The sequence below is a fragment of the Ruegeria sp. B10 genome, from assembly GCF_056539825.1.
Genome location: NZ_JBQFVP010000013.1, coordinates 42,646 through 66,708 on the forward strand (window position 1 = coordinate 42,646; position 24,063 = coordinate 66,708).

Annotated in this window: 22 protein-coding genes; 11 read left to right on the forward strand and 11 right to left on the reverse strand. The window is 58.1% G+C overall.

Going from position 1 to position 24,063, the window contains the following annotated elements; genetic code table 11:
* Positions 1–3 precede the first annotated feature (3 nt).
* Together ACR0J4_RS17645 and speB are read left to right on the forward strand one after the other, a co-directional pair.
* On the forward strand, positions 4–1,482 hold the full coding sequence (locus ACR0J4_RS17645; RefSeq protein ID WP_170640161.1) for an aldehyde dehydrogenase: 1,479 nt from the start codon (positions 4–6) through the stop codon (positions 1,480–1,482).
* Positions 1,483–1,579: 97 nt separating this feature from the next.
* Entirely contained in the window at positions 1,580–2,563 is a 984-nt protein-coding gene (speB, locus tag ACR0J4_RS17650; RefSeq protein ID WP_170640159.1) for an agmatinase, read from the forward strand.
* Between the two features lie 30 nt (positions 2,564–2,593).
* Here the strand turns inward: speB and ACR0J4_RS17655 are convergent, their stop codons facing one another.
* From ACR0J4_RS17655 to ACR0J4_RS17665, 3 genes are all read right to left on the reverse strand, one after another.
* Positions 2,594–3,583 (reverse strand): GlxA family transcriptional regulator, encoded by a 990-nt coding sequence (locus tag ACR0J4_RS17655; protein ID WP_170747404.1) that lies wholly within the window; start codon positions 3,581–3,583, stop codon positions 2,594–2,596.
* 15 nt (positions 3,584–3,598) lie between these two features.
* Positions 3,599–6,067, reverse strand: a complete 2,469-nt coding sequence (locus ACR0J4_RS17660) for an FAD-dependent oxidoreductase (RefSeq protein ID WP_170556032.1) — start codon at positions 6,065–6,067, stop codon at positions 3,599–3,601.
* Positions 6,068–6,186: 119 nt separating this feature from the next.
* Positions 6,187–7,707, reverse strand: coding sequence for a trimethylamine methyltransferase family protein (locus ACR0J4_RS17665; protein WP_170640155.1), 1,521 nt, complete (start codon positions 7,705–7,707; stop codon positions 6,187–6,189).
* A 90-nt stretch (positions 7,708–7,797) separates the two neighbouring features.
* On the opposite strand from ACR0J4_RS17665, the gene ACR0J4_RS17670 reads away from it, so the two are divergent.
* The 8 genes from ACR0J4_RS17670 to ACR0J4_RS17705 all read left to right on the forward strand — a co-directional run bounded on the left by ACR0J4_RS17670 (position 7,798) and on the right by ACR0J4_RS17705 (position 14,835).
* Positions 7,798–8,709 carry a LysR substrate-binding domain-containing protein gene (locus ACR0J4_RS17670; protein ID WP_170640153.1) on the forward strand — a complete coding sequence of 304 codons (912 nt, stop codon included), beginning with the start codon at positions 7,798–7,800 and terminating at the stop codon, positions 8,707–8,709.
* Between the two features lie 214 nt (positions 8,710–8,923).
* Complete coding sequence (locus ACR0J4_RS17675) at positions 8,924–10,051, forward strand: Hint domain-containing protein (protein WP_170640151.1); 1,128 nt, start codon at positions 8,924–8,926, stop codon at positions 10,049–10,051.
* Between the two features lie 225 nt (positions 10,052–10,276).
* On the forward strand, positions 10,277–10,561 hold the full coding sequence (locus tag ACR0J4_RS17680) for a hypothetical protein (protein ID WP_170556028.1): 285 nt from the start codon (positions 10,277–10,279) through the stop codon (positions 10,559–10,561).
* Between the two features lie 107 nt (positions 10,562–10,668).
* The gene (locus tag ACR0J4_RS17685) at positions 10,669–11,343 is read left to right on the forward strand and encodes a glycosyltransferase (protein WP_480668758.1); all 675 of its coding nucleotides are present in this window, start codon (positions 10,669–10,671) and stop codon (positions 11,341–11,343) included.
* Positions 11,340–11,594 (forward strand): hypothetical protein, encoded by a 255-nt coding sequence (locus ACR0J4_RS17690; protein ID WP_170640147.1) that lies wholly within the window; start codon positions 11,340–11,342, stop codon positions 11,592–11,594. Before ACR0J4_RS17685 ends, ACR0J4_RS17690 begins: the two co-directional genes overlap by 4 nt.
* Before the next feature lie 213 nt (positions 11,595–11,807).
* On the forward strand, positions 11,808–12,770 hold the full coding sequence (locus ACR0J4_RS17695) for an HlyD family secretion protein (RefSeq protein ID WP_480668759.1): 963 nt from the start codon (positions 11,808–11,810) through the stop codon (positions 12,768–12,770).
* Positions 12,767–13,693 carry an ABC transporter ATP-binding protein gene (locus tag ACR0J4_RS17700; protein WP_170556026.1) on the forward strand — a complete coding sequence of 309 codons (927 nt, stop codon included), beginning with the start codon at positions 12,767–12,769 and terminating at the stop codon, positions 13,691–13,693. Before ACR0J4_RS17695 ends, ACR0J4_RS17700 begins: the two co-directional genes overlap by 4 nt.
* A complete protein-coding gene (locus ACR0J4_RS17705) occupies positions 13,690–14,835 on the forward strand; it encodes an ABC transporter permease (protein WP_170473775.1) in 1,146 nt (381 codons plus the stop codon). Before ACR0J4_RS17700 ends, ACR0J4_RS17705 begins: the two co-directional genes overlap by 4 nt.
* A 104-nt stretch (positions 14,836–14,939) precedes the next feature.
* Here ACR0J4_RS17705 and ACR0J4_RS17710 read toward each other — a convergent pair whose 3' ends face one another.
* The 7 genes from ACR0J4_RS17710 to ACR0J4_RS17740 all read right to left on the reverse strand — a co-directional run bounded on the left by ACR0J4_RS17710 (position 14,940) and on the right by ACR0J4_RS17740 (position 21,488).
* The gene (locus ACR0J4_RS17710; RefSeq protein ID WP_170380358.1) at positions 14,940–15,812 is read right to left on the reverse strand and encodes an NAD(P)-dependent oxidoreductase; all 873 of its coding nucleotides are present in this window, start codon (positions 15,810–15,812) and stop codon (positions 14,940–14,942) included.
* Positions 15,813–15,827: 15 nt separating this feature from the next.
* Entirely contained in the window at positions 15,828–16,790 is a 963-nt protein-coding gene (locus ACR0J4_RS17715) for a 2-hydroxyacid dehydrogenase (protein ID WP_170640145.1), read from the reverse strand.
* A 4-nt stretch (positions 16,791–16,794) separates the two neighbouring features.
* Positions 16,795–16,989 carry a hypothetical protein gene (locus ACR0J4_RS17720; RefSeq protein WP_170380356.1) on the reverse strand — a complete coding sequence of 65 codons (195 nt, stop codon included), beginning with the start codon at positions 16,987–16,989 and terminating at the stop codon, positions 16,795–16,797.
* A 4-nt stretch (positions 16,990–16,993) separates the two neighbouring features.
* Positions 16,994–18,349 carry an amidase gene (locus ACR0J4_RS17725; protein WP_170640142.1) on the reverse strand — a complete coding sequence of 452 codons (1,356 nt, stop codon included), beginning with the start codon at positions 18,347–18,349 and terminating at the stop codon, positions 16,994–16,996.
* A complete protein-coding gene (locus ACR0J4_RS17730; RefSeq protein WP_170380354.1) occupies positions 18,346–19,710 on the reverse strand; it encodes a TRAP transporter large permease in 1,365 nt (454 codons plus the stop codon). Before ACR0J4_RS17730 ends, ACR0J4_RS17725 begins: the two co-directional genes overlap by 4 nt.
* Positions 19,703–20,311 carry a TRAP transporter small permease subunit gene (locus ACR0J4_RS17735; protein ID WP_170380353.1) on the reverse strand — a complete coding sequence of 203 codons (609 nt, stop codon included), beginning with the start codon at positions 20,309–20,311 and terminating at the stop codon, positions 19,703–19,705. Before ACR0J4_RS17735 ends, ACR0J4_RS17730 begins: the two co-directional genes overlap by 8 nt.
* A gap of 82 nt (positions 20,312–20,393) precedes the next feature.
* Positions 20,394–21,488 (reverse strand): TRAP transporter substrate-binding protein, encoded by a 1,095-nt coding sequence (locus tag ACR0J4_RS17740; protein WP_170380352.1) that lies wholly within the window; start codon positions 21,486–21,488, stop codon positions 20,394–20,396.
* Between the two features lie 246 nt (positions 21,489–21,734).
* Here ACR0J4_RS17740 and ACR0J4_RS17745 point away from each other — a divergent pair, with 246 nt between their 5' ends.
* Positions 21,735–22,568 (forward strand): IclR family transcriptional regulator, encoded by an 834-nt coding sequence (locus ACR0J4_RS17745; protein WP_170747405.1) that lies wholly within the window; start codon positions 21,735–21,737, stop codon positions 22,566–22,568.
* Between the two features lie 54 nt (positions 22,569–22,622).
* On the opposite strand, the gene ACR0J4_RS17750 is transcribed toward ACR0J4_RS17745, so the two are convergent.
* Positions 22,623–24,059, reverse strand: a complete 1,437-nt coding sequence (locus tag ACR0J4_RS17750; RefSeq protein WP_170640138.1) for a sulfatase-like hydrolase/transferase — start codon at positions 24,057–24,059, stop codon at positions 22,623–22,625.
* Positions 24,060–24,063: the final 4 nt, after the last annotated feature.

Genomic DNA, 24,063 nt, shown 5'->3' on the forward strand with positions numbered 1-24,063 from the left:
GAGATGCAACAAAACCCGCACTATCAGCTTTTCATCGAAGGAACCTGGACCGAGGGCGCCAACGGGCAGGTCATGACCTCGCAAAACCCTGCTACGGGCGAGGCATGGTCCAGTTTCGCCTGCGCCGCGCCCGAGGATGTGGATCGTGCCATCTCGGCGGCGCGTCGATCCCTGAATAACCCGGCTTGGCGGGATCTGACGCAGACCGCGCGTGGCAAACTGTTGTTCAGGCTTGCAGAGCTGATTGAACAAAATGCCGAACGCCTCGGCGAGATTGAGACGAAAGACAGCGGAAAGCTTCTGGCCGAAACAGCAAGCCAGACGGCCTATGTCGGCGACTACTATCGTTACTACGCTGGTTTGGCCGACAAGATCGAAGGTGCGGTGCTTCCGATCGACAAGCCCAACCTGCATGTCTTTACCCGTAACGAACCAATCGGTGTGGTCGTCGCAATTGTGCCTTGGAACGCGCAGATGTTCCTGACGGCAACCAAGCTGGGTCCAGCCCTTGCCGCCGGGTGTTCGGTGGTGCTGAAGGCCTCTGAGATTGCGCCAGCGCCAATGCTGGAATTCGCGCGTCTGGTCGAGCAGGCGGGCTTCCCGCCCGGCGTCGTCTCGGTTATCACGGGCGATGCAGAAAACTGCGCGATCCCCCTGACCCGACACCCCGACGTGGATCGCATCGCCTTTACCGGCGGCCCGGAAACCGCGCGCCATGTGGTTCGCAACTCGGCCGAAAACTTCGCCGTAACCACGCTTGAGCTTGGTGGGAAATCCCCGATTTTGGTGTTTGACGATGCCAATCTGGATGGGGCCGCCAATGGCCTGATCGCAGGCAATTTCGGAGCCTCCGGCCAAAGCTGCGTCGCCGGATCTCGCGGTTTGATACATCGCCCAATTCTGGAGGCCTTGGCAGCCAAGATCGAAGAGAAGATGAAAGACGTCACCGTAGGCGACCCATTGAACGCTGCAACCCATATTGGGCCGCTCTGCACAAACGCGCAGATCGACAACATCAAGGCGGTTCTGGCAAAATCCACCGACCAGGGCGCGCGCATCCGGTTTGGCGGCGCGCCGCTTGACCGACCCGGAAACTTCATGGCACCCACTCTGATCGAGTGTGCATCACCCGAGACCGAGACCCTGAAGGTCGAGATGTTCGGGCCCGTCATGTCCCTGTTGCCCTTCGACACCGAAGAAGAAGCAATCGCTCTGGCCAACGATACCCCGTTCGGATTGGGATCCGGCGTATTCACCGAAAATGTCGCCCGCGCGCATCGTGTGTCGTCCCGATTGAAGGCCGGCATTTGCTGGATCAACACCTATCGAGCGGTGTCCCCTATCGCGCCGTTTGGCGGCTACAACCAATCCGGCTATGGCCGCGAAGCCGGGATCGAGGCCATTCAGGACTACACGCGCACCAAGACCGTATGGCTGAACACCTCTGATCAACCCATGTCGAACCCGTTTGTGATGCGCTGAGGGGGGCGATAGATTTCGCCCTCTTCTCCACAACCCTATGGCCCTTGGGAAAAATATCCCACACTATGGCGCAAGAATTGCGGTTGGAGACTGAAGAATGAGCGCACATGGATATGAAGGCGGTCGGTTAAACTTGCCCTTTGTCGGGATCTCGACCTTTGGCAAATATCCCTATGTCAGCGACTGGGATGCGATCGACGCTGATGTCGCGATCCTGGGCGCTCCGTTCGATTTTGGCACTCAGTTCCGGCCCGGCGCGCGGTTCGGCCCACGGGCCATCCGCGAAGCCTCGACCCTGTTTTCCTTCGGGCATGGCGGCGCATACGACCACGAGGATGACATCACCTACCTGCCTGCGGAAACCACCCGTATCGTAGATCTGGGCGACGCTGATATCGTGCATACCAGCACTGAAAAAAGCCACCAGAACATAAAGCTCGGCGTCGAAAAATGCCTTGAGGCCGGGGCCTTGCCCGTGGTTCTAGGCGGAGATCATTCGGTCAACATCCCCTGCGTTGATGCCTTTGCTGCCGATTGCGAAAAGAACGGCCCCATTCACATTGTTCAGATCGACGCGCATCTGGATTTCGTGGATGAACGGCACGGGGTTCGGTTCGGGCATGGAAACCCAATGCGGCGCGCGGCGGAGAAACCCTATGTCTCGGGCCTGACGCAAATCGGCATCCGCAACGTCTCGTCGACCGCAAAAGAGGGCTATGAGGACGCCCGTCGTATGGGGTCAGACATCCTGTCCGTCCGGCAATTGCGCAAACTGGGGACCAAGGCCGTTCTGGACCGGATTCCGGAGGGCGCCAGGTACTATGTCACCATAGACATCGACGGGTTCGACCCCTCCATCGCACCCGGTACCGGCACACCCAGCCACGGTGGTTTTCTGTATTATGAAGTGCTGGAACTGCTCGACGGTCTGACCAAGCGCGGTGATGTTGTGGGGTTGGATCTGGTCGAAGTGGCCCCGGATTATGATCACACGGGCAGCACCGCCATTCTGGCGGCACAGATCCTCATGAACACGATTGGGCGTATTCTGCACCACAAAGGTTCGCCCAGCGCGGGGTAAGAGCAGGTTTTCGGACTAAAGCTCGGTCTTTCAGACCGACTTCTGCTGCGTATGCGGAGAGGTTCCGAAATACCGGCGGAAGCATTTGGAGAAATAGCTGGCCGAGCCAAATCCGCAGGCGATGGCCACATCCAGCACCCGCATATCGGTTTGCTGCAACAGGGTGCGCGCACGCTCGAGCCTCAGACGCGTCATATAGTTCTTTGGGCTTGTGCCAACGTAGCGCTGAAACAGGCGCTCAAGCTGTCGGGTCGAGAGGCCCGCGCTTTCGGCCACGACACTGGGCGACAACGGGTTTTCAAGGTTTTCGCGCATGATCATGATGGCGGTCGCCAGTTTCTCATGACGGCGGCCAAAGCGGAACAGATCCGTCTGCGTTTGCCTGCCATCCTTTGGACGCACCGACGCATAAAGCAATTGATCCGCCACGCGGGAGGCAACAGTCTGACCGCAGGCCTGACCGATCAGCGACGAAAACAGATCGAGCGTAGTGACACCTCCGCCGCAGGTCGCAATCGGGCCTTCATCCACAAAGACCGAGCAGTTGGATTCCACGGTTGGAAACAGCTCAACCATCACAGGTTGCTGTTTCCAATGCGCGCTCAGGCTCTGGCCGCTGGCCACTCCAGCCATGGCCAGAATGCCGGACCCACCACCGATGCCGCAAAGCTGAACGCCAAACCGGCGCGCCTGCCGCAACCAGGATTTCAACTCGTTCGAGATCGACCGATCCACGGTCATCGGCCCGCAAATGACGATACAATCGCCCCGGCGGGTCTTGATCAAACCGCCATCAACAGAAACCGTCATCCCCGAGGATGAGGTCACCGCATCGCCAGTTTCGCTGACGATATTCCATTCGAAAATAGCCTGCTCGGAGGCGGCATTTGCCGCCCCCAATGAGTCGATCCCGGCCCCAAGGTCCAAAGCAGAGAACCCCGGCGTCAGCAGGAAAATGAAGCGGTTCAGCTCATTCACCCGTGTGCTTGCATCTGCAAAATTGATCTCGGGACGACCCATTCCGGCTTTCCTTTCTTACGTCCGCATATTGGCGCCATTGGCGTCATAGGCGGGTGCACCCAGAACTTCGGCGTCGTAGAACTCACCCAGGATTTCCACCTGAAGCTTGGTTCCCGGAGCGGCGCTCTCGATTGCGACATAGCCCATCGCCATCGACTTGCCGACGCGGTGGCCGTAGCCGCCGGACGAGACATAGCCGACCGCTTCGCCATCTTTCAGGATCGCCTCGTCGTTCGAGACATCGATGCCGTCCACGTCGATGGTCATGGTGACCAGCTTGCGGGCAACGCCATCTTCCTTGAACTTCAGCGTCGCATCCTTGCCGACAAAGTCCTTCTTCCAGTTGATGAAGACATCCATGCCGGATTCGACCGCGTTGAAGTCAGGGCGGAAATCGGTGGTCCAGACGCCCCAGCCTTTCTCAAGACGCAGCGACATCAGCGCGCGTGCACCGTACCAGCGATAGCCCAGATCGGCCCCGGCCTCTTCGATCGCCTCGGCCAGACGCAGCAGGTACATCGGCTTGCAGTAGATCTCAAAGCCCAGCTCGCCCGAGAACGAGATACGGTTCAGGATCACCGGAACTCCGCCCACGAAGGTCTGGCGCAGATCACGGAACTTCAGCGCCTCGGCGCTGACGTCGTCGCGGGTGATAAGGGCCAGCAGCTCGCGCGATTTGGGGCCAGACAGAGCGATCCCGTGCCAGTCATCCGAGACATTGGCGTAGCTCAGATCCGCAGGCAGGTCCTTTTCGAACCAACGGCTGTGTGCGTCCTGCATCGTGCCGGAACCGAACAGCATGAAGTGATCGTCACCCAGGCATGCCACGGTCAGGTCTCCGTACAGGCGGCCTTTTTCGGTCAGCATCGGGGTCAGCGCCAGACGGCCCGGTTTCGGGACGTAACCGGCCAAAGTGCGGTTCAGATATTCACGCGCGCCAGCGCCCTTGAACTCGTGCTTGGCGAAGTTGGCGATTTCGATACCGCCGACGGCCTCTTGCACGGCTTTGACTTCGCGCGCGACATAGTCGTGGCTGCGGTTCCGCTCGAAAGTCGGGGTTTCATGGGCGTCGTCGGCGTTGTCGGCAAACCACAGGGCGTTTTCCAGACCAAAACCTTGCCCCATCACGGCGCCTTTTTCGACCAGACGGTCATAGAGCGCAGTGGTTTTCTGCATCCGGCCCTTGGGCAGCGTTTCGTTCGGGAAGGTCATCACGAAGCGGCGCTCATAGTTTTCCGAGGACTTGATGGTGCCCCAGTCCGGCGTTGCGAACTCGCCAAAGCGGGCCACGTCCATTGCCCAGACGTCGATCGAAGGCTCGCCGTCGATCATCCACTCGGCCATGGTCAGGCCAACACCGCCGCCCTGACAGAAGCCTGCCATGACGCCCACAGCGACCCAGTAGTTCTTCATACCCGGAACCGGGCCGATCATCGGGTTGCCATCGGGGCCAAACGTGAACGGGCCGTTGATCGTGTCCTTGATGCCGGATTTGCCGATGGCGGGGATACGCTCGAACGACATTTCCAGACGGTCGGCGATCCGGTCCAGATCGGGTTGCAGCAGCTCATGGCCGAAATCCCATGGCGTGCCATCCACTTTCCACGGGGTCGATTTCGGCTCATAGGTGCCCAGAAGCATGCCGTGGCGTTCCTGACGGAAATAGATGTTGGCCTCATAGTCGATGCCCGCGGGCAAACGACCGGCTTCACCCATGCTCTCCATGCGATCCTTGATCATGGGGATCGCGTCGGTGATCAGATAGTGATGCTCCATCGGTTGCACGGGCAGGTGGATGCCCGACATATGGCCCACTTCGCGTGCCCAGAGGCCGCCGCAGTTCACGACCTGCTCGGCGTTGATGACACCTTTGGGGGTGGTCAGATCCCAGCTGCCATCGGGGCGCTGGCTCATCGAGGTCACGCCGCAATGGGTGAAATACTGCGCACCGTGGTGACGGGCGGATTTCGCGAAGGCGTAGGTTGCGCCCGAGGGGTCCACGTCGCCGTCCTGTTCGTCCCAGAGCGCGGCATGGTAGTGTTTGGGGTCGATCAGCGGGTGACGCTCGGCCAGTTCCTGCGGGCTGATGAATTCCTGATGCAGGCCCATGTAGCGCGCTTTCGAGCGCTCGCGCTTGAGGTAGTCGTACCATTCCTTGGTCGACGCCGCATAGAAACCGCCGGTGATGTGCATGCCGACCGAGTGGCCCGAGGTTTCCTCGATCTCTTTATAAAGATCAATGGTATAGCTCTGCAGGCGCGAGATGTTGGGGTCCGAGCTGATCGTGTGAATCTGACCCGCCGCGTGCCAGCTGGAGCCGGATGTCAACTCGTCACGCTCCAGCAAGACAACGTCTTTCCAGCCGAACTTGGCCAAGTGAAAGAGGATCGAACAGCCGACAACGCCGCCGCCAATGACAACGACCTTGGCGTGGGAGGGCAGCTTTTTGCCAGACGTGGTTTCGTCTTTTTGAATCTCAGGCATGGGAATTTCCTGTGTCGTTTTCTTGTGGTGATGGGGCAAGGGGGCTGTCTGCCCCCTCTTGAGCCTGTGGCTCAATTCACCCCCGAAGGTATTTCTGGCCAGATGAAGGGATCCCGGTTTTAGTACCAGGCGTCCGGGATCTCTTCTTTGCGTTTGGCCACATAAGCGGCCAGCTCGTCTTTCTTGGCCTGGTCCATTGCGGGGGGCTGGTATTCTTTCAACATCTGGTTCCAGCGCTCATAGGCGCGGCGGCGCATGTCTTTGGAGCCGCCCTCCTCCCAGCTCTCGACGTTTTCACTGTCGCTGAGCTTGGGTTCGTAGAATGCTGTCTGGTAGTTGCGCATGGTGTGGGCGCAGCCGAGGAAGTGACCGCCTGCGTCGACCTCGCCATAGGCGTCACGGGCGAAGGCGTCGTCACTGGTGTCCAGCCCTTGACTGAGGACTTTTTGGTATGAGCCAAGACGGTCCGCATCCATGATCAGCTTTTCAAACCCGGTACATAGACCACCTTCAAGCCACCCGGCCGAGTGCAGAACGAAGTTTGCACCGGCCAGCATGGTAGAATGCATCGAATCCGCAGATTCATAGGCGGCCTGCGCGTCCTCGATCTTGGAGGCGGTCAGAGAGCCTCCGCAGCGCAGCGGCAGACCAGCGCGGCGGGCCAGTTGTCCAATGGCGTAGTTCGAGATCACAGGTTCGGGCATACCAAAGGTCGGTGCGCCGGATTTCAGCGACATGGACGACAAGAAGTTACCCAGAACAAAGGGCGCGCCGGCGCGCAGCAGTTGGACGTAGGCACAGACCATCATCGCCTCGGCCATGGCCTGTGCGACACTGGCCGCAGTGCTGACTGGACCCATCGCGCCGGACAAGATGAACGGAACCACGATCATGCCTTGTCCGCGCGTCGAATAGACTCGCGCCGCTTCGGTGACAACGCGGTCGACCAGCAACGGAGAATTCGTGTTCACGTTGCCCATGATGACGCAATTGTCTTCCATGAAATCCGCGCCGAAGATGATCTCGGCCATGTCAACGCTGTCTTGCGCGCGGCTCATCTCGGTGATGGCACCCAGATGCGGCTTATCGCTGAGGGTCATATGCGCGAACATCATGTCGAGGTGACGCTTGCTGACCGGCACGTCGCAGGGTTCGCAGGTCACGAAACCGCCATGGTGCAAGTTCGGATGCAGGTAAGTCAGTTTCACCAGCTTTTCGAACGACTCGATGTCGCCATAGCGCCGACCGCCTTCCAGATCACGCACAAATGGTGCGCCGTAGACGGGCGCGAAAACCTGATTGCCGTCACCGATGACCACCGAACGCTCAGCGTTGCGCGCGACCTGAGTGAAGCTTTTGGGCGCCCTGGCACACAGGCTGCGAATCCATTGTGCGTCGGCCCGCACGATGTCACCTTCGACCCGCGCCCCTTCGCGGCGCCACAGCTCCAGCGCTTCGGGGTCGTCGCGGAAGGCGATGCCCACGTCCTTAAAAATCCAGTCGACCTGAGCCTCAAGACGGGCCAGATCTTCCTCGTTCAGAGGGTCAAAGAAGGCCAACTTTCGTTGGATATAGGGGGAGGCCGGGACCGAACCGGCCTCGGAACCGCGGGAACGGGATTGACGTGCGCGCCGAGCCATTAGAAGCACTCCATTTTTCTGGTGCATATTAATCACCAAGAAAACACATGTGACGCTTGAAAATTTGAATGCTTAGCATAAACACAAATTATGCAAGAACTCTGGAAACAACTGGGATCCCCCCGCAATCTGGTCGTATTCGAGGCCGCCGCCCGCCTTCAGTCCTTTACTCGCGCGGCGCAGGAGCTGAACGTGCAGCAACCCGCGGTCAGCGTTGCCATTCGCAGGTTGGAAGAAGGCTTGGGAACTCCCCTGTTCACCCGCGGTCACCGTCAGGTCGTCCTGACCGGAGCGGGTGAGCGGCTGCTGGCTGATGTCTCGCGGGCATTCGAGCAATTGGCCTTGTCGGTTGAGTCCATTCGTCAGACCAAACAGGCGGGCTACGTTACCCTCAGCGCGTCGACGGCCTTCAACAACTATTGGATCATGCCGCGACTGGCCGATCTGCAAAGCCAACATCCGAAGATCGACTTGCGCCTGCAATCCAGTGACCGGGAACCGGATATCGATGCGGAAAACATCAGCCTTGCGGTGCGTCTGGGGGATGGAAACTGGGCGGATTGCGAAAGCGCCCTGATCGCGCCCGAGGCGATCTATCCCGTGGCCGCGCCCCGCGTCATGGCCGCCGCAGTTGATCTGAGAAGCCTGCCTAATCTCCTGTCTCAACGCCTCATTCACCTGGAAGAACCCATTCGTCAGCGTCCGAGTTGGAGCGATTGGTTCGCCAATTTCTCGATCAGGACGGCCGTTCCGAACACGGGGCTGCGGCTGAATGACTATGCGCTTGTCCTGCAGGCGGCGATGGCCGGTGAGGGGTTTGCCTTCGGCTGGAAACACCTGACCGACCGTCTTGTAGATCAGGGTCTTCTGGCCGCCCGATCCGATTGGCAATGGACGACGGGCAAAGGGTTCTATCTGGTCTGGTCCAAGAAAACCCCTCTGTCCGATGATGCGCGAAAGGTAAGAGATTGGATTTTGCGCACTCTGGACGAAGCCGCCTGAGTGCGGCAAGCCATTGAGAGGTGCGCGCTCGCAACGCACATGCGTCAGGGCTCGCAACTAACGGACTCTCACTTCGGTTTAAGGCAAAACCAAAACAATTGGACCTGACGTCAAGGGCGAATTTTTCACAAAATGAACGAATTTCTGTCTTGAAGAAGCAAGGGTTTACGCGTCTACGGAAGGAAAACAGGTTACAGGTTGAAACGAGACTTGAATGCCAGATTTCAGCATCATCGGCGGTGCATCCACCACATTTACCGACACAACCCCCGGCGGGGGGTTTGTCATCGACTTCAGGCTGCTCGACAACAGCTTCAGCGTGCAGATCAACGGTGTTGATCTTTTTGTCGGCGGCCCTGCCGGAGCACCCAATGAACTGCAATTCCAGATAAGCGGAACCTCCGGTCAAACCGTGCGATTTGCAGATGGCGACCGGTACGAGGTGAATACGCCCGCCGTATGGCAGCTTCAAAACTCGGACACTGATCCTGTTGTCCGGCTCGAGGTGAACCCGGACGGGACCATTGCCCTTTTCGGAGTGAAGTCCGACGATGGCGCGCTTGTTCCACTGGAATTGTTCAACGGCCTGACCGTCAACACCGACGCAATCGCGGCAGCTTGGAACGAGGATGGTGACAACACCATCGAAATCGATCAGGTCGTGACCGGCCCGACCAATGCGAGCGGTGAATTCGAGGATGTACCCTGTTTTGCATCAGGAACACTGATCGAAACATCAGAGGGGCTTGTTCGGGTCGAGGACCTGAAGGTCGGCGATCAGGTCCTGACATATGACAACGGGCTGCGGCCGGTTTGCTGGATTGGCTCTCGTGGCCTGAGCCAAAACCAACTGGAGGACAAACCGCATCTCAAGCCCATTATGATCCGGGCGGATGCGCTGGGTCCTGGCTATCCGCGGCGCGATCTGATCGTGTCGCCTCAGCACCGGATTTTGGTTTCCTCAGCCATCGCTGAGCGGATGTTCGACTGTCAGGATATCCTGCTGCCCGCGAAGAAACTGCTGCCGTTGAGCGGTGTCGATGTTTTGGACGACCTGTCTGGTGGAGTTCGGTATCACCACATCCTGTTCGATCAGCATGAGATCATCTGGTCCAACGGCACGCCTACGGAAAGCCTCTTTCTGGGGCCACTGACCATGCAGGCCATCTCGCCCGAAGCGCGGCAAGAGATCAAAGAGCTGTTCCCAGAATGCGCGACGATTGATTTTCGACCGCTAACGGCAAGGTTGGTGCCAGGAAAGGGCAAGCGAATTTCGAAGCTTGTCGAGCGTCACCTTGGGAACCGCAAACCCCTGTTCGACGGTCAGGCTGCCCATAACTGAGCAGGGACCCCTGCCCCGGCAACCACGCGCTTGGCCCAGGCCGGGGTTGCTGGCAGAAAAGGGTTGCTATCACCCCAATCATCAAGCAAGCCTGCAAACGCCGAGCATTCAATTTCGTTGGATGCAGTCGATAACAGACCCTTTGATCTGGGCAGATATGAGCCAAGTGACAATTTCGCCGAACCCCAGAATAAAAACCGCCCAAGACGAAATCGGCGGGTCCTTGTGAACGGCGGAAATCCGGTGCAGGTCCTCAACATTCCGACCGCCGACGGAAACCCCTATCAGCGTGATCTGATGTATCGCTGCGCGACAGACAGGGTCGAGTTTGTGGGCGGCGGCAAAGGTGCTCTTCTGGGTTTGGATGCGGCCAAACACCCCGTAACCCATCTACATTGGGATGACCGGATCTTTGGCCGTGACGCAGATGCGCAAAACAATACGGACCTTTTGCACAAAGCGGAACTGTCGATTGAAAACTACCGCGCGCACGGTGGTCGGTTGGTCTAACGCCCGCCCGCCAAGGTGATCAGCCTTGACGGTTTTCGCCAGCCCGCCAATCGCTAGTCAAACGGGCCGACGCAATCCACGTTCACGCCCCCCATGCCCGCGATCACATGATCTCGGAATACGGGGCCGACGCGAGCCGTATTCATGTGATTTCCCATCCAAGCTACCTCGGGTCGTATGAGTCGCAAGACATCACGCTGGCGCGCCCCATGCCGGATCGCAGCCCAAACGCGTTTTTGTTCTTCGGAATGTTTCGAGGAGAAAAAGGGGCAGAGCGCATCCGGGACGCCGCCGCCAAGCTGACAAAGCGGGACTATGACGATCGTCTGAACATGTATGGCAAGGCTTTCAGCAGCCAAAGACGGTTGCTGAGGCGCCTCGGCTGGAATGAGAACATATCGCTCGGAACCGACCGTATCCCGGATGAGGAGATCCCCCAAGTCTTTTCGAACGCGCATTTCTTTCTAGCCCCCTATTCCGAGCTTTTCAGCTCGGGCACTGTTTCACTAGCCTTAAGTTTCGGATTACCGATCATCGGCCCTGCCTTGCGTGAAATGAAAGAAATCACGCCGCCGGAACTGCATGAGACAAAACTCTATGACCGAAGCTTGCCCCGAGGGTTGGTCCGGGCCATGATTCGATCGCTGCAGATTGAAACCTCAGAGTATCAGAGGCTGCGACAGGCCTGTTTGAACCATGCGCAAATGCACTCGCCCGAGGTGATAAGCCACAAGCTGATGAACACCCTTCTTGAACACCAACCAGACTGGCCCATGACATGATCGATACCTCGTCTGATCCTTTGCCAACTGTGCGGGCTGAGGGTAGATCTAGCGCAAAAAGAGCGCTCTTTGTGTTGGCCGAAGCGAATGTAAAACGGCGTTATGTGGGTGGATACAGGTTCTCAGAGCTCGTCTCTTTCATGGGTCAGAACGGGTTTGAAATTCTGGATTTCCCCAGACCCATTCGTCAGGAGTCTGATGACTGCGATGTTCTTTTCGCCCGCTATGACAGCGCGCGTTTTGACTTTTGATGCTTTTGAGAACCCCATTGATCCAACACTGCCGAAGGCATGGCAGGTAAATGGTGTGTCAGGACAAGCTTAAGGTTTGAAACCGGCACAACGCATCGCATGATCGGTGCGGTCTTCGCGAAAGGCTAGACAACATATACAATTCCGATTTCATGATTGTATGGTTCAACAAACCATCCAACGCGACCAGAGGTTAACACCCGGAGGGACCCCGTGCTGAATTTGTCGATCCCCATACCCTTGATATTGGCGGCAATGCTGCCTGCGGTTCTGGACCGATGCTCTGCCTCGGATACGAGCGTGGCCCTAGGTGTTCTGGCACGCGACCGCGTCGCATTGACTGCGACGGCCAGCGAAATCATCGTCGATTTGCCAGTTGCCGAAGGCTCGGTCGTCATGGCCGGAGATACGCTGGTTCAACTTGATCCCACATTGCAGACCGCAAAGCTGAACCTGGCTCAGGCGGAACTGGAAAAAGCAAAAGCCACCCTTTTGAAGCTGCAGGTCGGGCCCCGCGAGGAAGAGATCGCAATTGCCCAAGCCAAGGTCGCCGGGGCTACCGCGCGATTGGCCGATGCTGAAGCAATCTATGAACGCAATGCCCGTTTGGTTGAAAACTCGGTCGTGACCGAGGCGCAGGTCGCAAATGATCTGGCCTTGCGGGACTCTGCGCGTGCCGAATTGGTCGGTGCTCAGGAAACGTTGAAAGAGCTTCAGAACGGCACCCGCCCCGAAGATCTCGCCGTCGCCGAAGCCAACGTCCGCGCAGCCGAAGCGTCGGTTGACGCGGAACAGACCATATTGGAGGATCTGACCGTTGTCGCAACACGCGACGGCGTCTTGGACTCGCTGCCCTGGAACCTTGGTGAACGGGTGACAACCGGCAGCCCCGTGGCCGTTCTGGTCACGGGGCAGACACCCTATGCCCGCGTTTATGTGCCCGAACCGCATCGCGTGAACCTGAAACCCGGCGATACGCTGGAGGTGAATGTCGACGGGCTGGATGATCCACTGGAGGGCGTGGTCCGTTGGATCAGCGACGACGCATCCTTCACCCCTTACTATGGTTTGAACCAAGATGACCGGACGCGGCTTGTCTATCTGGCCGAAATTGATCTGCCCTCAGCGTCGCCGGACCTGCCTGCCGGGGTTCCAGTGCAGGTTCCCATGCCATGACGGATGTCGTTGTGTCGACACGCGGCCTGACCCGGCAGTTCGGAACAAACACCGCCGTCAACGATCTGGATCTTGAGATCAGAACAGGCCAGATCTACGGGTTTCTCGGCCCCAACGGCTGTGGCAAGACCACGACCATGCGCATGTTGACTGGGCTACTGACACCGACCAGCGGATCCATCTCGGTTCTTGGTCGATCCATGCCTGAGGCGGCAGAACCGCTGAAGAATGAGATCGGGTACATGACCCAGATCTTCTCCTACTACCGCGACCTGACCGTGCTGGAAAACCTCAGGTTCGCGGCGGAAATCTACGGTATCCCGGTAAAAGCAGCGAAAGATCGGATCGACGAGCTGCTACACACCTACGACCTGACGACCAACGTAAATCAACTCAGCGGCAGCATGAGCGGAGGGCAGCGGCAAAAGCTGGCCCTTGCCGCCACGATCCTGCACCGGCCCAAACTGCTGTTTCTGGACGAGCCGACCTCGGCTGTTGATCCCGAAACACGCCGCACATTCTGGGAGCAATTGTTCGATCTCGTCGATCAGGGTGCCACCATGATCGTTTCTACCCACTTCATGGATGAGGCCGAACGCTGCCACCGTCTGGCCATCCTTCAGCATGGTGTCAAGAAAGCGGACGGATCACCGCGCCAGCTTATGAATGATCTTCAAGCCGACGTTGTCGAGATTGAAGGCCCGGATCTGCGCAAGGTCAAACATGAGCTGGACGGCACGCCAAAGATATTGTCGACCGCTCAGGTCGGCTCTCGCTTGCGGGTTCTGGTGGACAAAGCCGAGCCTCAGCCGGTGGACATGCTGCGCGCCCGGCTTGAGGGGTTTTCCGATCTGTCCCTGACACCCCAGAGGCCAAATCTAGAAGACGTCTTTGTCAGCGCCACGCGGGGGGAAGACCAATGATCTCGGCCCGCCGGATCGCAGCCGTCCTCAGGAAAGAGCTGTTGCAGCTGCGGCGGGACAGGATGACCTTCGCCATGGTCATCATGATCCCGCTGATCCAGCTTTTGTTGTTCGGATACGCGATCAACACCAATCTGCGCCACGTGCCTGTGGCTGTTGTCGATCAATCCCAAACCGAGCTGTCACGCATGTTGACGCAGATGGTTCAGGCCACGCAGGTCGTGACGGTCACCGAACAACTGGCAACCCCACAAGAGGCCGAGCGCGCGATCACACAATCCCGCGTGCGGGCCGCACTGATCATCCCCCCAGACGTCAGCCAACGCCTTGCCCGCAGCCCGTCTGTCGGGCTAGGCTTGCCCAATTCAACAGATCAAACCAGCAGTCGACCCGTCGCGCATTGGATCGTCGATGGCTCGGACACGATGGTGGCAAGCGCGATCAAATCCCTGCGGACAATGCCCTTGACCGAATTGCTGAGGCTACCTGCCAACCGGCAGGTTCCGACATTTGAGGTGACGCTCTACTTCAACCCCGAACAGCGATCCGCAGTCAATATCGTGCCAGGTCTTGTGGGGGTGATCCTCACGATGACGATGATCCTGTTCACCTCGGCCGCGATCGTTCGGGAGCGCGAACGCGGCAATATGGAGATGCTGATCAACACACCGATCAAGTCGATCGAGTTGATGCTGGGCAAGATCATCCCCTACATCTTTCTGGGTCTGATCCAGGTCGCGATCATTTTGGGGCTTGGGCATCTGCTGTTTGACGTCCCCATAAACGGAGGTCTGGGCACATTGCTGGTGGTGACGCTGCTTTTCATCATCGCCAGCCTCTCGCTGGGTCTGGTGATTTCCACTCTGGCTCAGAACCAGCTTCAATCGATGCAGATGACCCTATTTATCCTGCTGCCGTCTATCCTGATGTCGGGGTTCATGTTTCCGTTCGACGGCATGCCGCAACCGGTTCAGATCATAGCACAGGTGCTGCCGGCGACGCATTTCATGGAGATGATCCGAGGCGTGGTTCTGCGCGATGCGTCTCTCTATGATCTGCGCTCGGAGATCCTGTGGATGATCGGCTTTGCCATTTTCGGATTGCTGGCAGCAACGCTGAGGTTCAAGAAGCGTCTGGGTTAGCGAACCATCTGGCGCTTGAACTGCGTGTCAGGCAAATCGCCGCCCTACCTCGGTTTGCTTTGAAAGCGCTCAGCTGGGAGGCATCGAAATCGCAGACGTGTTGTTCAATCCAGAGCCCGAAGTCTCTTTAGCAAAGACGAAGTATCCCAGCGGCCGCCGCCGAGTTTCTGAACATCCTTGTAAAACTGATCGACCAACGCCGTCACCGGAAGGCTCGCCCCGGTTTCATTTGCAGTATCAAGACAAATCCCCAGATCTTTGCGCATCCAATCTACGGCAAACCCGTGGTCAAAGTGGTCGTCCAGCATCGTCTCGTACCTGTTCGCCATCTGCCAGCTTCCAGCTGCGCCTTGGCTGATAACCTCGACGACCGCGCGCCCGTCCAGACCGGCTTTCTCGGCAAAGTGCAGGGCTTCACTCAAACCCTGAACCAGACCGGCGATCGCAATCTGGTTGCTCATCTTCGTCATCTGACCCGCACCGCTTTCGCCAATCCGACGACAGATCTTCGAATAGACCTGCATGATCGGCTCGGCTGCATCGTAAACAGACTGATCCCCGCCGCACATGATCGAAAGGACACCGTTTTCGGCCCCCGCCTGACCGCCCGAAATCGGCGCGTCTACAAAGCCCAAACCCTGATCCTTCGCTGCCGCATACAACTCGCGTGTGACTTTAGCTGAAACGGTCGTGTGATCCACGAGCGTTGTGCTTTGCGACATCCCGGAGAAAGCTCCGTCTGCCCCGGTGCACACGCTGCGTAGGTCATCGTCATTCCCCACACAGGTCATGACAAATTCTGCCCCCTCGGCCGCCTCGCGCGGGGTTGCGGCCATCGAGCCACCATGTTCGGCAACCCAGGCTTCGGCTTTGGCTGCCGTCCGGTTGAAAACAGTCACGTCGTGGCCTGCAGCCTGTAAGTGGCCTGCCATCGGATAGCCCATCACGCCCAGGCCGAGAAAAGCAAGTTTAGCCATTACTTATGTCCTCTACTACAAAAGGTCTCGCGGTGTTTGACCCGCAAAAAAAGCATCCAGATTGTCCAACGCTCGAAAGCCCATAGCGTCTCGGGTTTTGGTTGTGGCGCTGCCGATATGCGGCAGCATGAAGATGTTTTCATGCGCGGCGAATTTTGGGTTTCCACCCGGCTCGGTCTTGAAACAATCAAGCCCGGCAGCCGCCAGCTTTCCGCTTTCGATTGCGCTCAGCAAAGCGTCTTCGTCAACAAGCGCACCCCTTGCCGAGTTCACCAGAACCGCGCCGTCAGGCAGCTTTGCCAGGTTTTCAGCATCCAACAGGTTCACGGTTTCCGGTGTTGCGGGACAATGCAGCGACAGGAAATCCGCGACCGTCAACAACGTGTCGATGCTGCCGTGATATGTCGCGCCTTGCTCTTGTTCAGGCGACAGGCGGGTGCGGTTGAAGTAGTGAACCTCCATTTCAAAACCGCGCGCCTTTTCTGCGAACGCGCGGCCCACACGACCCATACCGACAATCCCAAGCCGAGCGCCGGTGAGCTGTTTGCCTACCATGAAAGACGGGCTCCAGCTGTCCCAGGCACCGGTGCGCATCAGGCGGTCCCCTCGGACCGCATGCCGCGCGGCACCCAGCATCAGCAACATCGCAAGCTCGGCCGTGGCGTCCGACAGCACGTCGGGCGTGTTTGTCACGACAATCCCCTTCGCCGCCAACGCCGGAAGGTCACAATGATCTACGCCCACTGAATGGTTCGCTACAATCTTCAGCCGTGGATCGAGCTTTGAGACGACCTCGGCCGAGAAATGTTCCGAGTGACAGGGCATCATCGCGTCGACCCTTGCGCTCATGGCGATGATCTCGTCCGCCGTGCCCGGCGTGTCGGCCTCGTTCAGGATCACGTCATAGCCTTGTCGCGCGCGCGCAATCGTGGCATCGGACACCCGACGCGGTAGCCAGAGAACGGGTCTATCGCTCATGGGGTCAGTCCTTTTTGATCGCGTCTTCCCAGAAATTGTACAGCGCCAGGGCTATTACGAAGACCGCAATACACAAGAATGGAAACCCGCCCCAGAACCCGGCGAAACCGGTCGAGATACTGTGGGCAAGCCCGAGAACGAACACCATCATCAAGCCGGTGCCGATGAGGCCCATGAGAATATTTGTCAGTCGTGACATAGGATTACTCTCCCTTTAATTCTTGCGTTCTGAGGGTTCTTTGAACCCATGAAGCTGTCCGAAGAAGCCGGTCGTCCTCTTCGACCGCGCCGATCAGCTGGACACCAATGGGCAGGTCATTCTGCCCCACCAACAAAGGCAGCGTGAGGCAGGGCAAACCTGCCAGCGTCCAGGTGAGGCAGAAAACGGAATCTCCGGTATGCCCCGCGCTCAGCGGAACGGCTTCACCGGTAGCTGCCGGGGCCAAGATCGCGTCGAATTCATTGAAATACTCGGCAAAAAAGCCTTGCGCGGACGCCATGACTGCCAAGGCGTCTTCATATTGGGCCTCGCTAATATCTCCGCCGCGGGCGATTGCGGATTGCATCTCGGGGCTGAGTTCCGGCCAATGCGCATTCGAGATTTCGGCCATGTTCTGGCGAATTTCAAAGTCATAGATCGTTTTGTGAACGGTGATCAAATCGGCCAGTTGCGGCGATACCGAAAAACGTTCGACCCTTCCAACAAGCCCCTCGATAACGGCGTTCAGCCCCTCAAGCGCATCTTCATCAAGGCGGTCGTTGAATGGAAATTCCAGCCAGGCAATGTTAGGCTCGACCGGAACATCAGCCTGCGCGCCGGACAGCATATCCGCTCGCGGCCGGGCAAAGCTGGCGGGATCGCGCTGGTCATATCCGGCGACCACGTCTGTCAGCAAAGCGATATCTTCCAGCGCGTTGGCGAACCCCCCAACGTGGTCCAAAGAGACCGACGTCCTGAAAACCCCATGTCGCGAGATCATTCCACGCGTGGGTTTGAAACCATAGACGCCGCAGTAAGAGGCCGGGCGGATAACCGAGCCCCCTGTCTGGGTGCCGATGGCCAGAGGCACATGTCTTGCCGCAACGGCCGCTGCCGATCCGCTGGACGACCCCCCTGGAGTTCTGGTCGCATCAAAAGGGTTGGTGGTGTCGGTCGGATGCATGAAGGCAAGCTCGGTCGTCTTGGTCTTGCCCATGATGACGGCACCGGCCTCGCGCAGGCATTCGACCAGCCTTGCATCTGCCTCCGGCTGTCGGCCCGAAAAGATCGGTGTGCCCCGCTGCGTGGGCATGTCTTTTGTATCGACAATGTCCTTTAGCCCGATGGGCACGCCGTGCAAGGGGCCTGTCGCCCGTCCAGCCTTGCGAATGCGATCCAGCTCACGCGCCTGATCTAGCGCCACGCCCGCATCCAGATAAGCCCAAGCGCGGATGGTGCTGTCGGTCTCTTCGATGCGTTTGAGACAGTCTTCAACCAGCGCTTCGGAAGAGATACGCCCGTACCGAATGCCCTCGGCGGATTGGACCGCCGAGAACAATGACAGATCGTGTTTGGTCATGGCACCCAGACCCCGAACAGGTAGTCAGGCAGCCACAGCGCGATGCCCGGGAACTGATACATCAGCACCATGCAGAGGATCACGATGGCCAGATAGGGCATCAGACCGCGGAAGATCTCCATCAGCTGAATCTGGTTTTTGAGGACCCCCTTCAAATAGTAGGCCGACATGGCCATCGGCGGTGTCAGGAATGAGGTCTGCAAGTTCAGAGCCACCAGCATCGCGAAGAAATACGGGTTGACGCCAAACGTCTCGAGCATGGGCAGGAAGATCGGCACAAAGATAATCAGAATCTCGGACCATTCTAGCGGCCAGCCCAGCAGGAAGATGATCAACTGCGCAAGCACCAGGAACTGCCAGGGCTGAAGGTTCATACCAACAACCCAATGCTCGATCACGTCATGCCCGCCGAGATACGAAAAGATCGACGCAAAGGTCCACGAGCCCACGAACAACCAGCACACCATGGCGGTGGCCTTGGCCGTGAGGAAGACGCTTTGCTTGACCTTGTCCCAGGTGAGCGATCGGTAGAGCACTGCCAGCACAAGCCCGCCCAAGGCACCCATCGCCGCCGCTTCGGCCGGTGTTGCGAGGCCTCCGAGGATTGAGCCAAGCACCAGCAGGATCAGTACAGTCAACGGCACGAACGAGATCAGCAGGTCCATGTAGATCTGCCGTTTTGGCGGAACATCATCCTCCTGCGGCTTGGGGGCCAGCGACGGGTTCAGCCAGACGCGCACCATCACGTAGACGATGTAGAGACCCGCCAGCATGAGGCCCGGAAAGACCGCCGCTGCATAGAGGCGCAGCGGAGAAAGCTCGGCAATGGCAGCGTAGACGATCAACATGATCGACGGCGGGATCAGGATGCCCAAGGTGCCACCGGCACAGATCACGCCCGAGGCAAAGCTACGCTGATATCCCGCGTTGGCCATTGCCGGATAGGCCAGCAAACCCATCAGGGTGACAACCGCGCCCACAATCCCCGACGCAGTCGAGAACACCGCACAGGTCAGCAACGCCGCGATCGCCAGAGACCCAGGCAGGTTGCGGGCTGCCATGTAGAGCGAAAAGAACAGACGGTCGACGATATTCGCCCTTTCGACCACGTAGCCCATGAACAGGAACAAGGGGATGGCAACAAGCGTGTCATTCTCCATCACCGAATAGGTGTTCTGGTTCAGCAGGTAGAAGATGTTGTTGTTGAAGATGTCCGCAATGCTCTCGGGCGCGGACTGGTAGTAGGCGTAGTACCCGAACGCGACGCCCATGGCGAGCAGTGTGAACGCAATCGGAAAGCCCAACAGCACCAGCACAATAAAGAGGCTGAGCATCAGGATGGCGACTTGTGGGTCAGTCATCGCTGCGACCTCCTTGCTTGGTGCCTGTTGTATGAATTCGGTCGACGGTTGATTCCATCAGCATGTCTTCGGTCTCACGTACGTCATCCAGACGGTCGAGCCAGACGCCATTTCGCATCGCCAGCCAGCATCTTGCCATCTCGGCAAGCCCTTGCAGCATCAGCAAAACACCGGCGACGGGGATCAGAGTTTTGAAGAAATAAATCTGAATTCTGGCGGGGCTGTTCCAGCTAACTTCTTCATAGCGCCAGCTGTCCTTGGCGATTTCCCAGCCGTACCAGAACAGGGCAAACATGCCGGGGAAGAAAAAGATAATATACAGAACGAAATCGACCCGCGCCTGCCAGCGGACCGAGAAAAGGCGGTACAGCACGTCACCGCGCACATGCGCGTCTTGCGCCAGCGCATAGGCCCCGGCCATCAGGAACAGGGCGCCATACATCTGTACCATCATATCGAACGCCCAGACGGTCGGCTTGTTCAGCACGTACCGGACGAACACTTCGTAGGACACCGAAAGTGTCAGAATTAGGATGCACCAACCGAAGGCTTTGCCGACCCATTGGCTTAGCCCTTCGATGGCGTGGATTGTCTTGATCAAGGTCAGTTCCTCGCCTGTTCCGCCCGCAGTTCAGAAAGCCGCGCACCAGCGCGACCTTCCGTTTTCAAAGAGTTGTCAGGCCTCAGCCGAAATAGTGCTTGTACGCCAGCTTGTAGTCCGGCTGGTTGAGGTTGAGGTAGTTCATGACAGTCTTCGCATAGGCCTTCTGGCTGTCGACGACCTTGGCAAAGAACGGATCTTCGTTCGAAATCCTTTCGACTACGACATCCCAAGCCTCAAGCTGGGCCTGCATGACGCTGTCAGGCGTCCGATACACGTTGACGCCCTGCTCTTCGGCCAGCGTCACCAGATCGTCGGCATAGCGCTTGGTGTTGTTCCAGTAGAAATTCGAGTTCTCGGCCTCGGACGCGTATTTTAGGATCGCCTGAAGCTCGGGCGCAAGCGCGTTGAACTTGTCCTTGTTGAACGTGACCTCGAAGAACTCCTGGCTCTGGTGGAACGAGGCCAGATGATAGTGTTTGGACACGTCCTGCATACCAAAATCGCGGTCGGATGTGGGGTTGTTGAACTCGGCCGCATCAATCAGGCCGGACTTCATCGCGGGCTGGATCTCGCCCCCGGGCAGCTGCACAACGGACATGCCCATCTCAAGCAGAACATCTGCCGCAAGACCAACTGTACGGTATTTCAGACCGTTCATCTGATCCGAGCTTGTGATTTCCTCTTTGAACCAACCCAGTGGCTGTGCGGGCATGGGCGAGTTGAAGAAGGACACAACGTTCAGGCCAAGGATGCCCATCAGCTCGTCAAACAGTTCCTGACCGCCGCCATAGTTCACCCAGCCCAGAACCTCTTGGCTGGACCAGCCAAAGCACGGACCCGTTCCGAACAGCGATGCCGTCTTGGATTTCGAGTACCAGTAGGCCGGAACGTAATGCGCCGCGTCCAGAACGCCGCGGTGGACCGCGTCCTGCATCTGGCTGGTTTTTACGACCGAATTCACAGGCAGAAGTTCGATCGTCAGTTTGCCACCGGACATTTCATTGACGCGGTTGACGTAGGATTGCGCGTTCTCAAGAAAGATGCCGCCGCCCCAGGCTGCCTGCATCTTCATTGTCGTTCCTTCCTGCGCATGGACAGCCGGAGCAGCAAGCGCACCAGCACCTACAACAGCGGAGCCGCGCAGAAAGTTTCTGCGGTTCAAAGATTTTGTCATGTTTCCTCCCTAGACTGGGCCGTCGCCGATATCCCTTCGGCATTGGCACCAAACCCGCCCTCCAGCGGATAGAATCTACGATAAGCCAGATTCGCGATTTTTCAAAATATTTTGGAAACTCTTTCATTTTGAGCGTCAAAATAGGCGCAATTTATTGTTTTTAATCCATTTATTATTTTCATTTTTTTGCACTTGCGAACAAGCTAGACTCTTTTCACAACAAGCCAGATGACAAACGCGCCAAAAATGAACGAACCAAAAACAGTTGCAAGACGCGGGCGCCCACGCCTGAAAGCGAATGAAGAAAAGCCCGCAGGTTCTCTGGTCGGGGCGCTGGATCGTGGGATTCGTGTCCTGATTGCCATTGCAGATGCCCGGGGCGCGACGCTTGTCGACATCGCAAGAACGACAGGCATTCCAACGGCGACGGCGCACCGGCTTCTGACCACGCTTCAACAGCGAGGAATGGTGGTTAACGATGCCGAACATGGTAAGTGGCGCGTCGGACCGCAGGCCTATCGGATCGGCAACACGTTTGAGGAAGCCTCGAATTTGCTGGAGGTCGCACCAGCCGCGATGCGCAAGCTGTCCAAGGAAACCGGAGAGACCGTAAACCTTGCAATTGAGGAAGGCGGGCAGCTGCTGTATCTGATTCAGGTGGAATCCGAAAACCCGATCCGCGCCTCGATCAAGAATGGAACCGCAGCCTATTTTCACACATCCGGTGTCGGCAAAGCCATCATGGCGTATATGGATGAGGCTGCACTTGAAAAGCTACTGGACCCACTGACACTGGTTCAGCAGACGCCCAATTCGATTACGGACAAACAACAGCTCAAAAACGAGCTGCAGACATCCCGGCAAAGAGGATGGGCAATCGACGATGAAGAGCGTTTTCCGGGCCTACGCTGTATCGCGGCGCCTGTCTTCGATTCGTTGGAGAATGTCGTCGCTGGCGTTTCAGTATCCGGGCCCATCACCAGATTCCCCGACAACAAGCTTGAAACCTTGGCTGCGTCAGTTGTTGAGACTGCGGCAAGCATCTCTGAAAAACTCCGGAGTTCCCCACCTCAGAGTTAATTTCTTTGCTTTTTCAACCGTATTGAGCTTCAGGGGTCAGGTCCTGAGGTCACCTCAGACCGAGCCTTTTCTCATTCTGTGTGACAGCACCTCAGCCCGCAGGTGATGCAGTCGGGGCAGATCTTCCCGCGCGAGATTCCGGGTGCAATCGGGATCGTTTTCGACATCAAACAGCATCGGCTCGATATCCGTCGCGAAATGCGCAAGCCGGTACCCGTCTTTCTCAAACGCAAGGGCGCGGCAATGATCGGGCGAGCATTGCCATGCGGTTTCAAAGCGCCCGTGGCCGTTCTCCGATCCAAGCTCAAGCTCGACCATGGCTTCCTGCCCGTAGGGTCGGTCAGGCGCCAAGAGGTTGCTGCCCTGCATCTCTGAGGGCGAAGCTGCCCCAAGCGCCGACAGAACCGTTGGGGCCATGTCAATCGACTGGGTCAATGCGTCGATATCTTCAGGCTCAAGATCCGGATGCCCGATCATCAGGGGCACGTGGGACGCTGCGCGAAACGGGGTCTGTTTTCCCCAAAGACCAAGATCGCCCAACATCTCTCCGTGATCGGCGGTCAACACGATCAGCGTGTCGTCCAACTGACCCACATTTCGCAACCACTCAAAAAGTCGACCGATATGGTGATCAACCTCGGCGGCCAGTCCCAGATAGGTGGCCCGGCACAGCGCGATCTGCTCAGGCGTCATTGCGTCTTGCTGTCCGTCAAAACCCCAAAACATATCCGTGCCGCTTGGGCGGGAATGATAGGCTTCAAAGAACGGATGCTCAAAAGTGGCCTCAACCGGAGGCGGGATGTCCTGCGGGTTGATCAAATCGTTATACGGCGCGGGGGCAACAAACGGAGGATGCGGCCGGATATAGGTGACCATGGCAGACCATGGCTGTGATTTGCGAACGTCAAGATGCGCCAAAACCCGGTCGGTCAGGTACGCGGTATCACTGTCCTGCGCGTCATAGAGCGCCGGCCCTCCGAGAGTGTCGTTCCGAGGTTTGTAGAGCGCAGTCAGGTCGCCTCCATCCGGCACGTCGTAGCCACGGGATCTGAGATGGGCGAGCCACTCCCACGCTTCCTCGCGCATCTCGGTGACCTCGGTGATCCCCGGGATCGGCCCTGTGTAGGAGAGATGCGCCGGGTCATTCGGGTGCAAGCCTCTGGGATCAGGCTGCGTGTCCGTATAGCCGAACAACAGCAGCTCTCGCCCAATGGTGCGCAGCGCTGTTGCAAGGTTGGGAATATCGCGCCGCAGCGGAACGCCGTTCTGAACCGATCCGTGGTTCATGGCGTATTGGCCCGTTAGCAAGCTTGCACGGGCCGGACCGCAGGGCACCACAACCGTATGATGGTTGCGGAAATGCACCGACCGCGCGGCCAGAGCGCGAATGTTGGGCAGCGGCACATGCTGGCCCAAAGCGCCCGCCAGAAGGTCCGCGCGGAACTGATCGATGACGATGAACAGAAAATTGCGCGGAGCCTTCTTCAGCATGGCG

Excerpts from the sequence above, each read along its gene's own strand:
- ACR0J4_RS17730 (WP_170380354.1), bottom strand. The coding sequence starts at position 19,710 with ATGACTGACCCACAAGTCGCCATCCTGATGCTCAGCCTCTTTATTGTG.
- ACR0J4_RS17710 (WP_170380358.1), bottom strand. The coding sequence starts at position 15,812 with ATGGCTAAACTTGCTTTTCTCGGCCTGGGCGTGATGGGCTATCCGATG.
- ACR0J4_RS17750 (WP_170640138.1), bottom strand. The coding sequence starts at position 24,059 with ATGCTGAAGAAGGCTCCGCGCAATTTTCTGTTCATCGTCATCGATCAG.
- ACR0J4_RS17690 (WP_170640147.1), top strand. The coding sequence starts at position 11,340 with ATGATCGATACCTCGTCTGATCCTTTGCCAACTGTGCGGGCTGAGGGT.
- ACR0J4_RS17675 (WP_170640151.1), top strand. The coding sequence starts at position 8,924 with ATGCCAGATTTCAGCATCATCGGCGGTGCATCCACCACATTTACCGAC.
- ACR0J4_RS17665 (WP_170640155.1), bottom strand. The coding sequence starts at position 7,707 with ATGGCTCGGCGCGCACGTCAATCCCGTTCCCGCGGTTCCGAGGCCGGT.
- ACR0J4_RS17705 (WP_170473775.1), top strand. The coding sequence starts at position 13,690 with ATGATCTCGGCCCGCCGGATCGCAGCCGTCCTCAGGAAAGAGCTGTTG.
- ACR0J4_RS17700 (WP_170556026.1), top strand. The coding sequence starts at position 12,767 with ATGACGGATGTCGTTGTGTCGACACGCGGCCTGACCCGGCAGTTCGGA.
- ACR0J4_RS17740 (WP_170380352.1), bottom strand. The coding sequence starts at position 21,488 with ATGACAAAATCTTTGAACCGCAGAAACTTTCTGCGCGGCTCCGCTGTT.
- ACR0J4_RS17715 (WP_170640145.1), bottom strand. The coding sequence starts at position 16,790 with ATGAGCGATAGACCCGTTCTCTGGCTACCGCGTCGGGTGTCCGATGCC.
- ACR0J4_RS17685 (WP_480668758.1), top strand. The coding sequence starts at position 10,669 with ATGATCTCGGAATACGGGGCCGACGCGAGCCGTATTCATGTGATTTCC.
- ACR0J4_RS17745 (WP_170747405.1), top strand. The coding sequence starts at position 21,735 with ATGAACGAACCAAAAACAGTTGCAAGACGCGGGCGCCCACGCCTGAAA.
- ACR0J4_RS17655 (WP_170747404.1), bottom strand. The coding sequence starts at position 3,583 with ATGGGTCGTCCCGAGATCAATTTTGCAGATGCAAGCACACGGGTGAAT.
- ACR0J4_RS17670 (WP_170640153.1), top strand. The coding sequence starts at position 7,798 with ATGCAAGAACTCTGGAAACAACTGGGATCCCCCCGCAATCTGGTCGTA.
- ACR0J4_RS17645 (WP_170640161.1), top strand. The coding sequence starts at position 4 with ATGCAACAAAACCCGCACTATCAGCTTTTCATCGAAGGAACCTGGACC.
- speB (WP_170640159.1), top strand. The coding sequence starts at position 1,580 with ATGAGCGCACATGGATATGAAGGCGGTCGGTTAAACTTGCCCTTTGTC.
- ACR0J4_RS17660 (WP_170556032.1), bottom strand. The coding sequence starts at position 6,067 with ATGCCTGAGATTCAAAAAGACGAAACCACGTCTGGCAAAAAGCTGCCC.
- ACR0J4_RS17720 (WP_170380356.1), bottom strand. The coding sequence starts at position 16,989 with ATGTCACGACTGACAAATATTCTCATGGGCCTCATCGGCACCGGCTTG.
- ACR0J4_RS17725 (WP_170640142.1), bottom strand. The coding sequence starts at position 18,349 with ATGACCAAACACGATCTGTCATTGTTCTCGGCGGTCCAATCCGCCGAG.